15 protein-coding genes and 1 rRNA gene are annotated in these 15,816 nt (G+C 29.8%); 7 read left to right on the top strand and 9 right to left on the bottom strand.

The window, feature by feature from the left end:
* The first annotated feature begins 138 nt into the window (after window positions 1-138).
* The 5 genes from rrf to EXD82_RS08505 all read left to right on the top strand — a co-directional run bounded on the left by rrf (window position 139) and on the right by EXD82_RS08505 (window position 3,293).
* A 5S ribosomal RNA gene (gene rrf, locus EXD82_RS08485) occupies window positions 139-255 on the top strand.
* Between the two features lie 59 nt (window positions 256-314).
* Window positions 315-971, top strand: a complete 657-nt coding sequence (locus EXD82_RS08490) for a Crp/Fnr family transcriptional regulator (protein ID WP_142536488.1) — start codon at window positions 315-317, stop codon at window positions 969-971.
* Between the two features lie 176 nt (window positions 972-1,147).
* On the top strand, window positions 1,148-1,390 hold the full coding sequence (locus tag EXD82_RS08495) for a 4Fe-4S binding protein (RefSeq protein ID WP_142536489.1): 243 nt from the start codon (window positions 1,148-1,150) through the stop codon (window positions 1,388-1,390).
* The gene (locus tag EXD82_RS08500) at window positions 1,390-1,983 is read left to right on the top strand and encodes a 4Fe-4S binding protein (RefSeq protein ID WP_142536490.1); all 594 of its coding nucleotides are present in this window, start codon (window positions 1,390-1,392) and stop codon (window positions 1,981-1,983) included. The genes EXD82_RS08495 and EXD82_RS08500 overlap by 1 nt, the downstream gene beginning before the upstream one ends.
* A gap of 77 nt (window positions 1,984-2,060) precedes the next feature.
* Window positions 2,061-3,293 (top strand): redoxin domain-containing protein, encoded by a 1,233-nt coding sequence (locus EXD82_RS08505; RefSeq protein WP_142536491.1) that lies wholly within the window; start codon window positions 2,061-2,063, stop codon window positions 3,291-3,293.
* A 103-nt stretch (window positions 3,294-3,396) separates the two neighbouring features.
* On the opposite strand, the gene EXD82_RS08510 is transcribed toward EXD82_RS08505, so the two are convergent.
* Complete coding sequence (locus tag EXD82_RS08510; protein WP_142536492.1) at window positions 3,397-4,005, bottom strand: YcxB family protein; 609 nt, start codon at window positions 4,003-4,005, stop codon at window positions 3,397-3,399.
* Between the two features lie 322 nt (window positions 4,006-4,327).
* Here EXD82_RS08510 and EXD82_RS08515 point away from each other — a divergent pair, with 322 nt between their 5' ends.
* A complete protein-coding gene (locus EXD82_RS08515) occupies window positions 4,328-5,641 on the top strand; it encodes a peptide MFS transporter (protein ID WP_142536493.1) in 1,314 nt (437 codons plus the stop codon).
* 362 nt (window positions 5,642-6,003) lie between these two features.
* On the opposite strand, the gene EXD82_RS08520 is transcribed toward EXD82_RS08515, so the two are convergent.
* From EXD82_RS08520 to ccpM, 3 genes are read right to left on the bottom strand one after another with little or no spacing between them, the layout of a single operon-like run.
* A complete protein-coding gene (locus EXD82_RS08520; protein WP_142536494.1) occupies window positions 6,004-6,282 on the bottom strand; it encodes a peptide maturation system acyl carrier-related protein in 279 nt (92 codons plus the stop codon).
* Between the two features lie 34 nt (window positions 6,283-6,316).
* The gene (locus EXD82_RS08525; RefSeq protein WP_142536495.1) at window positions 6,317-7,384 is read right to left on the bottom strand and encodes a TIGR04066 family peptide maturation system protein; all 1,068 of its coding nucleotides are present in this window, start codon (window positions 7,382-7,384) and stop codon (window positions 6,317-6,319) included.
* 22 nt (window positions 7,385-7,406) lie between these two features.
* Entirely contained in the window at window positions 7,407-8,798 is a 1,392-nt protein-coding gene (gene ccpM, locus EXD82_RS08530; protein WP_142536496.1) for a Cys-rich peptide radical SAM maturase CcpM, read from the bottom strand.
* Window positions 8,799-8,964: 166 nt separating this feature from the next.
* On the opposite strand from ccpM, the gene EXD82_RS08535 reads away from it, so the two are divergent.
* On the top strand, window positions 8,965-10,731 hold the full coding sequence (locus EXD82_RS08535; protein ID WP_142536497.1) for an ABC transporter ATP-binding protein: 1,767 nt from the start codon (window positions 8,965-8,967) through the stop codon (window positions 10,729-10,731).
* A 118-nt stretch (window positions 10,732-10,849) separates the two neighbouring features.
* On the opposite strand, the gene EXD82_RS08540 is transcribed toward EXD82_RS08535, so the two are convergent.
* Genes EXD82_RS08540 through EXD82_RS08560 form a run of 5 tightly spaced genes read right to left on the bottom strand, consistent with a single transcriptional unit; the run spans window position 10,850 to window position 15,796 of the window.
* A complete protein-coding gene (locus EXD82_RS08540) occupies window positions 10,850-12,067 on the bottom strand; it encodes an MFS transporter (RefSeq protein WP_142536498.1) in 1,218 nt (405 codons plus the stop codon).
* On the bottom strand, window positions 12,060-12,845 hold the full coding sequence (locus EXD82_RS08545; protein WP_142536499.1) for an ABC transporter ATP-binding protein: 786 nt from the start codon (window positions 12,843-12,845) through the stop codon (window positions 12,060-12,062). Before EXD82_RS08545 ends, EXD82_RS08540 begins: the two co-directional genes overlap by 8 nt.
* Before the next feature lie 10 nt (window positions 12,846-12,855).
* Window positions 12,856-13,863, bottom strand: coding sequence for a FecCD family ABC transporter permease (locus EXD82_RS08550; RefSeq protein WP_142536500.1), 1,008 nt, complete (start codon window positions 13,861-13,863; stop codon window positions 12,856-12,858).
* A 1-nt stretch (window position 13,864) separates the two neighbouring features.
* Window positions 13,865-14,860 (bottom strand): FecCD family ABC transporter permease, encoded by a 996-nt coding sequence (locus tag EXD82_RS08555; RefSeq protein WP_142536501.1) that lies wholly within the window; start codon window positions 14,858-14,860, stop codon window positions 13,865-13,867.
* On the bottom strand, window positions 14,861-15,796 hold the full coding sequence (locus tag EXD82_RS08560) for an ABC transporter substrate-binding protein (protein ID WP_142536502.1): 936 nt from the start codon (window positions 15,794-15,796) through the stop codon (window positions 14,861-14,863).
* Between the last annotated feature and the right edge of the window lie 20 nt (window positions 15,797-15,816).

A 15,816-nucleotide genomic window follows, 5' to 3' on the forward strand; every position in this document is an offset into this window, starting at 1 on the left:
CGTGGTTGATAGGTCAGAGGTGGAAGTGCAGCAATGTATGCAGCTTACTGATACTAATAGGTCGAGGACTTGACCAAGATAAATGATGGAAGATGTATGTATGCGGTTTTCAGAGTGCAGCTCTGAAACAGAAGATTATGTGGTTACTATAGCAGAGAGGATACACCTGTTCCCATTCCGAACACAGAAGTTAAGCTCTCTAGCGCTGATGGTACTTGGGGCGAAGGCCCCCGGGAGAGTAGGTCGTAGCCACGTAATCTTTTTTTATTTTTTGTCATATTAAATTTTTATTCAGAAGACAGGAGATATAAATTATGAATGAAATCCAGAAATTTTTTCCTTTTTGGAATAAATTAAATAGTGATGAACAAAATATTATAGCAGAAAGTATATCTGAGAAAAAATTTAAAAAAGGAAGACAGATAAACAGTGAATACTCGGAATGTGCTGGAATTATAGCCTTAAAAAAGGGAACAATGAGAGTATATATAATATCCGAGGAAGGAAGAGAAGTTACGTTATACAGACTTTCAGAGGGAGATATATGTGTACTTTCTGCATCATGTATACTTGAATCAATAGCATTTGATATACATATGGATGCGGAGAGTGATCTTGAGATATTGAGTATACCTTCTGGAACATTCAGAAGTGTAGCTGAAAAAAATATATATCTGAAATGTTATATGTACGAAGAAATTACAAAAAAATTCTCCGAAATAATGACTGCAATGCAGCGGATACTTTTTACTGCTGTAGATAAAAGACTTGCTGTGTTCTTATGTGAGGAGTATGAAAAAAATGGAACTAGAATTAAAATGACTCATGAGCAGATAGCTTCAAATATAGGTAGTGTCAGAGAAGTTATTAGTAGACTATTAAAACATCTTGAACAGGAGGGTGCCATAAAGACTGGAAGAGGTGTTTTAACAATTGAGGATATAGATATACTGAGAAAAAATACTATATAATACGGCTAAACTTATGAAAATCGAGAGTTTTATAAATGATATAAGAGCTGTCATATATCAACTAAATATTTCTTTGTGTGACATGGTTACAGAAAATCAGGATTGGATAAATTATAATTGGATATCGGATGAACATATTACAAAATTTTATCCAATAAAACAGAAAGGAATAAAATATGTCTAACATTAAAAAAACAATAACGGATAAGAAAATAAAACAAAAGAAATATGCTGAAGTTGATAGAAGTACATGCGTTGCCTGTGGATGTTGTGTAAAAGTATGCCCAAAGGATGCAACAAGTGTTTATAGGGGACTATATGCATCTGTAGATGTGGATAAATGCATAGGTTGTGGATTATGCAGCAGAGAATGTCCTGCATCTGTAATAGAAATTTTAAAAGCGGGGGTAGAGGCATAATGAAAAAGAGCAAAAAATGGTATGATTATTTATGGATAGCGTCTCTTCTTTATCTTACGCTTGGATTTTTTAATATAATGTTTGCATGGTTTGGGCTTTTGTGTTTTTTTATACCACTGATAATATCTGTTGTGTCTGGAAACAAAGCATACTGCAACAGATACTGTGGAAGGGGTCAGCTTTTTGATATTTTAGGGAAAAAACTTAAACTATCAAGAAAGAAGGATATACCCAAATTTATAAAAAGCAAATGGTTCAGATACGGATTTTTAACATTCTTTATGGTTATGTTTATAAATATGCTTGTATCGACGTATATGGTGTTCAGAGGTGCTACTGACATGAAAGAGGTCGTAACGATACTCTGGACATTCAAAGCACCTTGGAGCTTTGCGTATGAAGGAGGATTCAATCCGTGGATGGTTCAGTTTGCATTTGGTTTTTACAGTGTAATGCTTACCTCCACAATACTTGGAATAATAACGATGATTCTTTTCAAACCAAGATCGTGGTGTGTATATTGTCCAATGGGAACGATGACACAGGGAATATGCCGGATAAAAAATATAGATGTGTATAGAAAAAATCAATAATAGAATTCAGATATAAAAGTTAGTGAGTATATCTCAGAGGGTATATAACTTAGAAAATTAATCTCTGGAGGTATTATATGAATTTTAATATAGAAACTGGAGTTCCTGCTGTTACAGTATTTATACAGGGACTGCTGAGCTTTTTATCTCCATGTGTTCTTCCATTGATACCAATTTATATTGGTTATCTTTCGGGTGGGAATACGGAAGATGGAAAGCTTTTTGGAAGTAGACTGAGGCTTTTTATAAATATAATATGTTTCTGTTTAGGTATAGGAGCGGCCTTTTTTATAATGGGACTTGGAGCCTCTGCAGCTGGTAAATTTTTCTCTGAAAACCGGCTTCTGTTTTCGAGAATAGGTGGAGTTATAATAATACTTTTTGGTATATATCAGACAGGAATATTCGGGACATTGAATATACTTGGATCTGAAAAAAGAATACCGATAAGTATCGAAAAAATGAAAATGTCTCCCGTTACTGCAGCATTGTTTGGATTTACGTTCAGTTTTGCATGGACTCCATGTGTAGGACCTGTGCTTGCATCGGTCTTAATAATGGCTGGTAATTCATCTACATGGCAGATGGGATTTATGCTTATAGGAGTATATACTGCCGGATTTACAATACCATTTATTCTTACAGGTATATTTACAGCAAAAATACTGGAGTTTTTCAGAAAGTATAGAAATGTTGTGAACTATACTGTGAAACTGGGCGGAATTATTATGATAATAATGGGTGCTGTTATGTTTTCAGGAAAGTTCAATACATCACAGAGTGCGACACAGAATACTTCGTATAATGAATCTGTATCATCCGAAGACAACAAATCACGGAATGAGGAATCGAGTGAAGATGAGTTGAATCCAGCTCCAGATTTTATATTATATGATCAGTATGGAGAAAAGCATAGACTTTCTGATTATAAAGGAAAGGTTGTATTTATGAATTTCTGGGCTACATGGTGTTCTCCATGTAAATACGAACTTCCTGATATACAGAAGCTGTATGAAAAACATAAAGACAGTGAAGAATCTCCGGAAGTTGAGGTTATAGGTGTTGTTGCACCTGGATTTGGGAAGGAAAAAAGCGAAGAGGAAATAAAATCATTCCTTGATGAAAACGGATATACATTCCCGGTTCTTATGGACAGGGAAGGGACAGTTTTTGGAGGATATGGAATATCTTCCATGCCTACAACATTTATGATAAATGAAAAAGGTGAAGTCTTTGGTTATGTTCAGGGAGCTCTTACATCTGAAATGATGGATTTAATAATAGAAAAAACAATAAAAAACGAAAGATAGGAAATTAGAATATATAACAGAAAAAATATATATGATTTCTGAATGAGATAATTGAAAATAAAAAGGTGCTATTGCATAAGTATTTGCAATAGCACCTTTTTATTTATACTCTATCATAAGGTACGTTTATAATATTCTTTTTCTTTCTGTTTGTAGTCTTTTCCATAAGGAAGTCTATAAACTTTTCTCTTTTTTCTTTTTTCATTGAGCTTTTTGGAATTGCCAGAATCTGATTATTTGTAAGTTTATGACCAATCATAATTCCGTATACATCTTTTGTTTCAAGTATTCTAGATACATCGTTATAGTTATAATCAGTAACATTTTCCTTTACCGTAAAAGTGAATTTATCGTCGAAGAATTCAACCTCTATTTCAAGTTCTTCTCCTCTGTTTTCAAGTCTTCTATGATACTGATCATATCCATACATTTCAGCATCTTTTAAAGCTTTTTTTCTTCCGCTTGTTTTTGCATAAATGTCTCCTACAACAAATGCAGCAAGCCAGAAAGAAAGGAACTGAAGTGTAAAGTATAAAAGTCCAAGGTTAATCCGAGGTTTCATAAAATACATTATAAAAATATAGATAAATACACCTAGAAAAGCTACATAAGATTTATAAGAATTGTAATTTTTGTATAAAAGAAACAGTTTGAATGTATCAGTCATTTGTTTTTCTGTTTCTTTGTATTTAAGTCTGAATGTAGGGTTCAAATAGTTTCCTCCTTATTTACATAAATAAAATCATATAAAATATATTATACATCTAACTTATCTGCTGTTCAAGGTAGTAATATAACGAAACTATAAAAATTAAGAAACGTTTTTCGGTTTAGTTTGTTTAGTATATAATCGTTTTGGAGATAAAAAAGCATTTAAAGAAATAGGAAATTCGTTAAATAAGCTTGAAAAAGTTTTTTTTATATGATATTATAAATATCGGGATTAGAGATTCGAAAAGATATAAAATGAAGTGTTTTTTTTAAATTTTCGAAATCTTTAAACTGAAAAGATAAATACACAGGAGGAAAAAAAGATGAGCACTACACACAAAAGACCATTTGGGTTCTGGGTATGTTCTCTTTCTTACACATTTGAAAGAATGGCATACTACGCAGCTAAGTACATCCTTACAATGTTCGTTGCAGGACAGATAGTAAATGGTGGACTTGGACTTACAGACGTTGATGCAGCTAAAATATCAGCAAACTTAGTTGCATTCACTTACATATCTCCACTTATAGGTGGATATATAACAGACCGTTATGTTGGGGCTAGAAAACTTGTTCCAGTTGGTACATTATTAATGGCAGCTGGTTATGTATGCGGATACTTCGCATCAGTTCAGACAAGCCTTGCAATGACAAACGCAATGATAATATTAGTTTCTATAGGTACAGCATTCTTCAAATCTCAGGTATCTGCTATAAACGGTAGATTATTCGATAGTAAAGAAGAACTAGATGCTGCATTCTCTATACAGTACTCATTCGTAAATATAGGATCTTTCATAGGTACGACATTCTTAGGAGCTATGTGTGCAAATAAAACTAACTTCCAGCCAGCATTCTTAATATGTGCAGCTATAATGGTAGTTTGTACAGTTTGGTTCATAGTAGGAGCTAGACACTTCGGTGATATAGGTCTAAAACCTTTCAAAGCTGAGGAAGTAAAAGATGAATCAGCGAAAGAAGAAAAACAGCCTTTAACTAAGAATGAAAAACAGAGAATAGTTGCTATATTCATAGTTTCTATATTCTCTATAATATTCTGGTTATTCTGGTATCTTGCATATCAGCCAGTTTACTTCTACTGGCCAGAGCACATGAACTGGAATGTTGGAGGTTTCCAGGTTCCAACTTCATACTTTGATTCATTAAACGGATTCTGCTGTATGGCACTTGGTCCAATAATGGCAGTAGTTTGGGGTAAACTAGCAGCTAGACCACAGGGTGACCTTGACATGTTCAAGAAAACTTCTCTAGGACTATTATTACTAGGAATAGCTTTCGTAATATTCGCAGGTGCAGATGTTGTTAGAGGAGATGGACAGGCTAGTCTTTTATGGATAGTTGCATTCGGTATAGTTCTTTCACTTGGTGAGATGGTATTCTCTCCACTTGGAAACTCATTCGTAAGTAAGTTCGCTCCAGCAAGACTTCTAACAGTTATGCTTGGTGTATGGAACGTTGCAACATTCTTCTCAGCTAAGTCTTATGGATATTTATATGAGTTCTTACAGAAATTCCCATTTGCTCAGGGATATTTCGCAGTAGCTGCTATAGCTATAGTATCTGCTGTAGTACTTTGGGCTATAAGTGGAAAACTAAATTCTCTAGTTGAAGAATAAGATCAATAAAAATATGCTGTTGTATTGATACTTTATAGTATTTACAACAGCATTTTTATTATGCTAATATAAGTTGCTTAATATATAATAAAGGGATTATTTACTAGCTAATTGTTAGTAAAATAATCCCTTTTTATATATCACAAAAGCTGATAAATATTATAAAAGTTTATTTTTATTTAGTTCCACCAGGAGATATATGCATCATATGATAAGTGTTCCATTTAGAGTTATAGCTAGTTGATTGTGCTGTGCTACTAGAACATTTACACATAGTATCTGCTGCATTATTACAAGCAATTTGACATATAAACATACATTCATTAAGTGGTGTTACAGAATTTGATAAGCTGTTGCTTCTTTTACCTAATTTTTTCATAATCAAAACTCCTTTCAAGAATAGAGAGTATATTATTAAAAGTATTAAATTTTTTATTTATAATATCAGCTTCTGGGATAGTAACATTAAGTTTATTTTGTATATCTATTAATATAAGAACAAGCTCTCTAGGTGGTAAATTTATTTCTTTAGAAAAAAAATTCTGACTTTTCAAATTTGGATTTTCTAAAAAATTTATATTACTTCGATTAATCATTATAAAATTCAATTCTTTTTCCAATGAATCTTTGTTATATTTCATATACATACCTCATTTCTTTATTGTAGTTCTTTAATCATAATAAGTTATTACTTGAATAATAAGTCAAAACTTTAATTATTTCATTCGCTAAAGAAACTTTAATATTATTATCATTAAATATATTTTGATTATTGTCAAATTTTTCTATAAATTTATCAACAATATCATTATCTAAAGATAAATAAGAAAATTTATGAGTTCTTTCAGATTCAGCAAAACATAATCTTTTTGGAATAATATTAAAAATATCTATATTTAAATTAAATCTATTATTTATAAATTTATTCATATTATCAAAGTCAGATTGATTATAATCTTCAAGAGGAATATTCAAAATGTTAAAATCCGAAAGCAATGCATTAGAAGCTATAAATAAAAATTCTCCAAAATTATTTGTTAATTTTTTTGAAAAAACTCCAAAACCTCCAGGAATTTCAATCAAAATAATTTCTGGCTTATAAGTTTTTTCTAACATATAAATATAATGATTGAAAAGTAGTATTTTATCGGATAAACTTATTGTTTTATCATATATGAACTTTGGTAAAATATTTATATCATTAAAATCCTTAGAATTTCTTGCAGATAAAGAGTATACATCAAAATTATTTTTTTTTAGATCTTTATGTATTTTTAATAGAGTTGCATATTTATTTGTATTTTCTGATAATCCTAAAATAAAAACTATAGGAGTATCAATATCTAATAGCTCATTTTTAGAATCTAGATTATACTCTAAATTAGAATTTACAATTGTTATATCTTTAAGAAGATCATATTTTGATAGCTCATTACTTATATTTTTGCTACTTCCCCAGATGATTTCTTTATTATGATTCATAGCTATTGAGATACAATTATCTATATATATATCAATATTGCCTGTTTCCTTAGAATCAAATATCCAAATTATATCAGAATTTAATATTGATTCATATAAATAATCAATATTTGTGAATCTTATACGTTTATCTTGAAAAGAATTATTTACATCTTGAAATGAAATAACATTAATATCACTAATATTATTACTAATTAAATCAGCATTTTCTAATACTGGAATAAGCTCATTGTTATAGTAGAAAATTAAAAGTTTGTACATAATTACACCGCCTTAAAAATTTTTAGAAATTATATCCTAATGATTTAAGAACTGTATAGTCTTTAAGTTTTTCTTCAATAGAATTTTTAACATAAGGACATCTTAAAAGAATATTTTCTCTTTTTATTCCATTATTATCTTCTAATCCAGAAAGACAAATTGTACAATGATTATATGCCCAACAGTTATGACACTCTTCTTTTGTAATATTTTCTATATTCATCATATATTCAATTTTATTATAATCAAGCCCATTTTTTATAGATCCAATTTTAGAAAAATCAGATAGCTCATTAACTCTTTCGCAAGGGAAAAAATCTCCATTTACATTCATAAAAAGTTTTTGTACTCCAGGAATACATACACCTGAATGATGTGATTTTTTAGGTAAGTGATCAATTTTTGATGAATTTACAATGCTACCGATTTGCTGAAAATCTAAATCTAATAATTTAGATGGTTTATAATTATTTAATATACCAATCTTTGATAAAAATAATAAGAATTTTTCATATTGGATTTCACTTATAGAGGAATCTGAAATCTCATGTTTTTTATCTGAATAACTATCACTTATAAAAGTAGACATAAAGTACGAGTCAGATAATAAATCATCAGATTTTATGTAATTATCAACACAACCAAAGTTACTTTGATGAAGAACTGTATTAAAAAGAATATGCTCTTTATAATAGTCCGGATATTTTGTTTTTATGTATTTAAGGTTATTATATAATGTATCAAAAGAGCCACGATTATTAAAAGCAAATTTTCTAGCTTCATCATGTATTTGCTTTGGTCCATCAAGACTTATTAGAATGGTAAGATTGTAATTTACAATAATATCTACAATTTCTTTGGTAAGTAATGTTGCATTTGTTGTAACATTAAAATATATTTCTTTGTTAGGTATTTTTTTTAATGAGTAATCCATACATTTTTTCATTAAATCAAAATTTAAAAATGGTTCTCCCCCATAAAAACCTATAAAAATATTATCACTATCACGAGAATGTTTTATTAAAAAATCTATCCCATCTTTTGCCAGTTCAAAATCCATAATTTTATTAGAATGAGTTCTTGTGTTGTAGTTTCCAGAATAAATACAATAATCACATCGTAAATTACAATTTTGAGTTAATTGTAATAACAAAGTGCTTAATTTATTGTCTAAGTAATATTTCAAATACTTTGTTTCAGAATGTTCAGAAATTTCAACTCTATTGCTCTTTAAAAAACCACAGTTTTTAAGAGTATGTAAATATTTTTCGACATTACTGTCCATATTAGTTGTAGGTTTTTTTAGAAAATTATAGACATTATCTGGAATACTAATAATTGTATTTTTATTAACATCAAATAAATATTTACCATCAGATGTCTCGAATAGATGAATAAAAGGATTATCTTTCATAAAAAACACCTCTCCAATTTGTTTTATATAATTTTATAATATACCTATGAAAAAATATAATCAAGTATTTAGGAAAATATTTGCTTAAGTATTGAAATAATAAATTTTGGAGTATATTATAAAATTATACTTTTAGTACAATATTAGATAAAGGGGAATAATATAATTGAATAATATAAATAATAATAAAATTTTTACTTGTTTAAAAAATAGCTATTCAATAATATGGAATTATGATAAAAAATACATTCTTCTAAATTGTTTTATTTCAATAATTCAAGGGATAATACCCTCTATATTAATAATTGTAATGCAAAAGATAATAAATAATCTACAAAAAGGTTTGACTTTTAATATAATACTAGAATATGTATTATTGTATATATTTATATCATTGTTGGAGCTATTTATATCTAATATATTTTCCTTATATAAGAATATATTTGGATTGAAATTTTCAAAGTATATAAGCATAAAAATGATAGAGCAAACAACAGAACTAGAATTGATGGATTTTGAAAATAAAGAAGTTTACGATGTGATAAGTAGAGCAAATAGTCAAAATGGATTATCAATTATATCTTTTATTTCAGAGAATATAAATCTATTTAAAGGTATTATAACATTGATATCAGTTTCTATAATAATAATCAAGTTTAAATGGTGGCTTATACTTTTAGTTTTATTACCATCTTTTATCGAATGTATAGTAACTATTAAGATTAATAATCTATGGTATGATATTAGAGTAAAAAGGACAATAGATGAAAGAAAAAGTTGGTATATAAATTTCCTTTTTACTACAGGAAATGCATTTAAAGAAATTAAATTATTTGGCCTAAAACAATATTTTGTAAATAAATTTGATAAGATCCAAAGTGGAATTATTTCACAGGACATATCAATGACTAAAATAGAATTTATCTTTTCAAGTATACTAGATATTATAAATAGTATTTTATTAGGTTTAATATATATTTATATTGTTTATCAGGGATATATATCAAGAATTTTAATAGGAGATGTTACAGCCTATATAGATTCTATTATAAATATAAAAAGTAATATTGAAAATATATTTTCTAGCATTGAAAGTATAATTGAACAATCTATGTATATAAACTTTTTATTTGATTTTTTTGATTTAAAACCAAATAATAGAAAAGGTGATTTAAAAATAAGTAGTATAAATAAAATTGAATTCAAAAATGTATCTTTTAGCTATAATAATGGCAAAAATGTTATAAATAATATTAATTTTACGATAAAACAAGGCGAGCGAGTAGCTTTTGTTGGTGAAAATGGATCAGGAAAGACAACAATTATAAAACTCATATTAGGATTATATGGAAACTATAGTGGTCAAATATTTATAAATGATATCGATCTAAAAAAAATAGATATAAAAAATTATTATAATAAAGTTGGATGTATATTCCAAGATTATGTAAAATATGAAGCTAGTATATGTGAGAATATTGCATTTGGAGATATCGAGTCTATAAATAACAGAGAAAAAATATTTAAAACACTAAAAACTATAAATTTTAACAAAAGTATTTGTAACTCACAAAATGATTTGGATACAATAATTGGAAATTGGTTTGGAGATAGACAATTGTCTTTAGGAGAATGGCAGAAATTGGCAGTAGGAAGAGCCATTTTCAAAGATGCTGATGTTTATATTTTAGATGAGCCAGACTCATCATTAGATATACATAAACAATATGAGCTGATTGATATATATAAAAATATAATGAAAAATAAAATTGGAATTTACGTCACACATAAGGTTAATTATGTTCAGAATTTGTCTACATATATATATGTTATTGAAAATGGAACTATAAAAGAAAAAGGAACTCATAAAGATTTAATTGAGAACTCTACAGTATATAAAAACTTATTTGATAAATATAAAGAATACATATAAAAATTTTGATTTTTATATAATTAAAATAATATTTATAAACCCCGTTTAATACGGGGATATTTTAATTTTATGTAAAAGACTATTTTATAGAATTTATACGTTTCTATTTTCCAGGAAATTATTTATTTGTACTGAATCTTTTGATGTATATACAGATAATCAGAGATATGAATGCATATATGATAAGCAATATTCCTCTGTGAATGTTATATTGTAGAATAAATCCTGTAAGTATCTGTCCTATAGGTACGGTGGAAGATGCAAATGCCGTAGATATAGAACTGACCTTTCCAAGAATATTAGAAGGAACAGATTTTTGAATCTGTGTAAGTGTAACAGTATTTCCTATACTGAGAGAAAACATTATAAAGAAACAAGCAACTGTAATTGCTGCTGCCAGTAAAAACTTATTATCGGAGAAAATATAAGCAGAGGACATACCAACAATAGAAACAGGAATAATATAGTTCCATCTATAGTATTTGTCAAATCTGAATAAATATGGGCAAAGTGCTATAAATATACTTCCCAAAAGCATTCCTGATGCCACAATTCCTTCAATTATACCAAAAGATGAGGAAGAAAGCCTAAGGGCGAGTTTTATTTCAGAGGGAAGTATTATAGTGATTATGGGAACTATACAGATGTTAAATAATCCGTATGAAATGATTATTCCCATTACAACTGAGTGGTGTTTTTTTATGTTTTTTATAGTATCTAATGATTCTTTGAATGAATCTATTATATTGATATTGCTACTTAGCTTTTCATAAGATTTAAAATTATAGGTTATAAAATACTCCATAAAAGCAGAAAAGATAAAACTTATAAAATTGATTATAATGATTCCATTTATACCAATTAATGAAAACATTATACCGGATACAGCAGGACCTGCTATATTTGATATAGATGAAACCATTGCTATAAAGCTATTTGATCTTGAAAGAGATTCCTCTTCTACAATATTAGGTATACATGAAGTAACTACGGGATTATAACAGGCAGAAAATAAAGAAAGCAGTATCATTGTTATAGATGTCGTAATAATAGGATAAAAATTTATATATATACCGATACCATATATCAAAATAGATGCAGCAGATAAAATATCCAGAACGATCATTGTTTTTCTGTGGTTAAACCTATCAGCGATATTTCCTGCGATAGGAGCGACAAATATATAAGGAAGGACAGATAGTGCAAGTATATTTGCGTATATTGAAGAATTTCCGGTTATTTCAAGAATATACAGAGAAAGAGAGAATCTCTGTATTGCACTTCCAAACATACTGATAATCTGTCCATACAAAACGAGTCTGAAGTTTTTATTCATGGCAGGCTCCGTAATCGATACATATAGGATACCCTTTTTTTCTATCTACATAAAGTTCAGCATCTATTTCATATGCAAGTTTCAGATTTTCCTTTGTTATTACATCCATCGGATGACCTTCAAATATTATTTTGCCTGCATTCATTCCTATTATATTTGTTGCAAATTTGCATGCCTGATTAAGCTCATGTACAACAGCTATTATAGTTACATTCTCCTCAATATTTAATTTTTTAAGAAGAGTAAGTATCTCAAGCTGGTGAGCTATATCAAGATAAGTCGTTGGTTCATCAAGTAGCAATACATCAGTCTTTTGTGCAAGAGCCATAGCAATAAAGGCTCTCTGTCTTTGTCCACCTGAAAGCTCAGATAAAACAGAATTTTTCAGTTCGGATATTCCCGTCTTTTCCATAGCCCAGTCTATAATTTCATAATCCTTTGAAGAAAGTCCTGAAAAAGGCTTCTGATAAGGAAACCTTCCGTATGCTATAAGTTCATGTACTTTTATACCTTCAGGAACCATGGGATTCTGAGGCAAGACCGCAATTTTTTTAGCCAGCGATTTATTTTTTATTTTTCCCAGTTCATTATTACCTATAAAAATAGTTCCAGACTTTGGTTTTATTATTCTGGATAATGTTTTAAGCAGAGTAGATTTACCGCATCCATTTTGACCAATTATCATTGTAAAACTTCCATCGGGTATTATGGTATTCAGATTTTTTATAATCATTTTGTCACCGTATCCGGTACTAAGTCCATTTATTTTTATTTCCATGATCAACCTCCTATGATTTTTTCCGTATAAGATATAAGTAATAAGGTATACCGACAATAGAAACGACAATCCCGACAGGAATTTCTATAGGAGAAAAGACTGTACGAGCTATTATGTCGGATAAAACAAGTATTATGGAACTTATTGTTCCAGAAAGAGGAATCAGAAATAAATGTCTGTTTCCAACAAGTTTCTTTGCAATCCGTGGACCCAGAAGAGCAAGAAATGCTATATTTCCAGCTACAGAGGTAGCAACACCTGCAAGTAACGTAGCAGTAATTATAAATATAATATTTTCTTTTGTAAGAGATACACCAAGTCCGATTGAGATTTCATCACCCAGATACAACAAATCAAGAATTTTATGTCTACAGAATGTAAAAATAATTAATATAGCTATAAATGGTGATGCAGGAATGATATAATCCCAGCTGCTTCCCCAGAGACTTCCATTTGTCCAGGTAAGAACCTGATTAAAATCACCTTTGCTGATATTGAGCTGGTAAAAAGTAATAATAGCATTGATACCGGCATTTAATCCTATTCCACAAAGAACAAATCTAACTGGAGAAATATTCCCCTTGTATGCAAGAGTATATACAATGACTGCAGCAAATATACTTCCAGCTATTGCAACAAAAGGTATCATAAGCTTTGAAGATTGAGTCAGAGATGAATAATATGTATTTGTACCAAGTGATATAAATACAACCACAAATAGAGCTGCTCCGGCGTTTATTCCTATCATACCTGGTTCTGCAAGGGGATTCTTTGTTATTGCCTGTAATATAACCCCTGATGTTGCCAGTGCAAATGAAACTAGAATGGCAAGTACTATCCTCGGTAGTCTTAACTGATAAAGTGTAAACTCCTGATACTTATTTCCGTTTCCCGAAAGAGTAGATATAATATCCAATATCTTCATAGAATAATTGCCGGTCATAAAAGATATAGCTATAGACATTACAAGTAGTACAATAAATATAGATATAATAATTTTATATTTTCTATTTTTCATATTATTTACTCTCCTTTCTGACAAGCATAAGAAAAACAGGAATACCTATTGCCGTTGTAAATAGACCTACAGGTAGTTCATATGGTGCAGAGATAGTTCTTGCCAGTATATCTGAATAAACAAGTAAAACAGAGCCGTAAATAAAAGAAAGAGGAAGAAGGTATCTGTAATCACTTCCTGAAAGTTTTCTTATTATATGAGGTACAAAAAGCCCTATAAAAGAAATACTACCAGCAACAGATACTGAAACTGCACATATAGGTATTATAAAAAGTATTGTCGATATTTTGATTTTTTCGGGTGATATACCAAGTCCGACTGCAGATTCATCACCCAACGAAATAAGATTTATCTTTCCTGCCTGAAGAATTAGAAGAATAGAGAAAAGTATTCCTATAACAGAAAGAAAAACAACATCTGTCCAATCAACATTTCTAAGACCTCCAGAAATCCAGAATGCAAGTTCCTGAGATCTATTTCCAATAATAGCTACAATCGAAGCCATCGATATAAAAAACATACTTATAGAAGTTCCCATAAGGAGCATTCTCGATACAGTCTGATTTCTTGAGTCTGAAAGCAGGAAAAACAGAAGAAATATACCGCTGAATACAGCTCCTGCAAAGGACATCATAAAAAGCCCAAATCCCCCACTTGAAATTCCATATACAGATGATATAGAAACTGCGAATACAGCACCCTGATTCACTCCAAGAATAGATGGTTCTGCAACTGGATTTTTTATTACACCTTGTATTGCTGCTCCAGAAAGTGACAACATTCCACCGATAAGTATAGAGGATATAATTCTAGGTATTCGCACATCTCTTATAAGCTGATCTTTTATATTACTGCCATCATAATAAAAGATTCCATGTATTATATCAGAAAATGACAAATCCATGCTTCCAGCAAAAAGAGATAAAAGTATTCCTAAAAATAACAGCAGCATTCCTGCTGCTATTATAATTTTATTTCTGTTTGATATTGCTGTCATTTAGAATATATCAGCTGATTCTTCAAGAAACTTTTTCTTTCCGATACAGCTATAACCCATATTAAAGTAAGGACTTGATGGCAGTTCAATTACATTTCCATTTTTCACAGCGCGCATATTCTGATATATAGAGTTTTCTTTAAGTGAAGCTATATCATCATCAGTTCCTACAAGAACAAGGTAATCCGCGTCTATTTCAGCAAGACCTTCATAAGAAACAACCGGAAGAGAAATACTGTCCTGCTCAGGAAGGTTAGAAGGTTTTGAAAGTTTCATATCGTCAAACATAACACTTCCTATACCTGCAGCATCAAATACATATATCTGTCCACCGCTTGCTAATATTGGAAGGTAAGTTGTATCTTTGCCGTTTTTTTCTATAATTTTTTCTCCGGCAGTAGAAGCTTCCTTAGTGTAGTCATTAAGCCATTTCTCTGCAATATCTTCCTTGCCAAATATTTTTGCTATTAATTTTAAATCTTCTGTCCAGTCTATCTGTTCAAGCTGAATCATAACTGTAGGGGCTATATCCTTAAGCTGTTCATACATTTTTTCCTGTACGTTGGATATTATTATCAGATCAGGGTTGAGATTAAGTATCCCCTCTATATCCATAGTATCCTGCATACTGTAACCTACAATCTTTGCATCTGAAAGTTCCTCCTCAAGATAAGATGGAAGCTTTGTATAATCATATGCATCAGAGTTTGCAGTACCTACGACATCGTAACCAAGTATTTTCAGAATATCACTATTTCCACTCAAATCTACTATTCTCTGGGGATTCGCTGGTATTTCAACCTCCCCCTTTGAATCAGTAACCTTTATTGTCTCTGTAGATACAGAGTCTGAGTTTTTATTGCTGTTTGTGCAACCTGTAAGAACAGATAGTGCCAAAACAGATGAAATTATTAAAAAAGATAGTTTTTTTATCATAATAAGTCTCCCTTCAAATA

Origin of the sequence: Peptacetobacter hominis (genome assembly GCF_006861675.1) — a bacterium.
GTDB classification, from domain to species: domain Bacteria; phylum Bacillota; class Clostridia; order Peptostreptococcales; family Peptostreptococcaceae; genus Peptacetobacter; species Peptacetobacter hominis.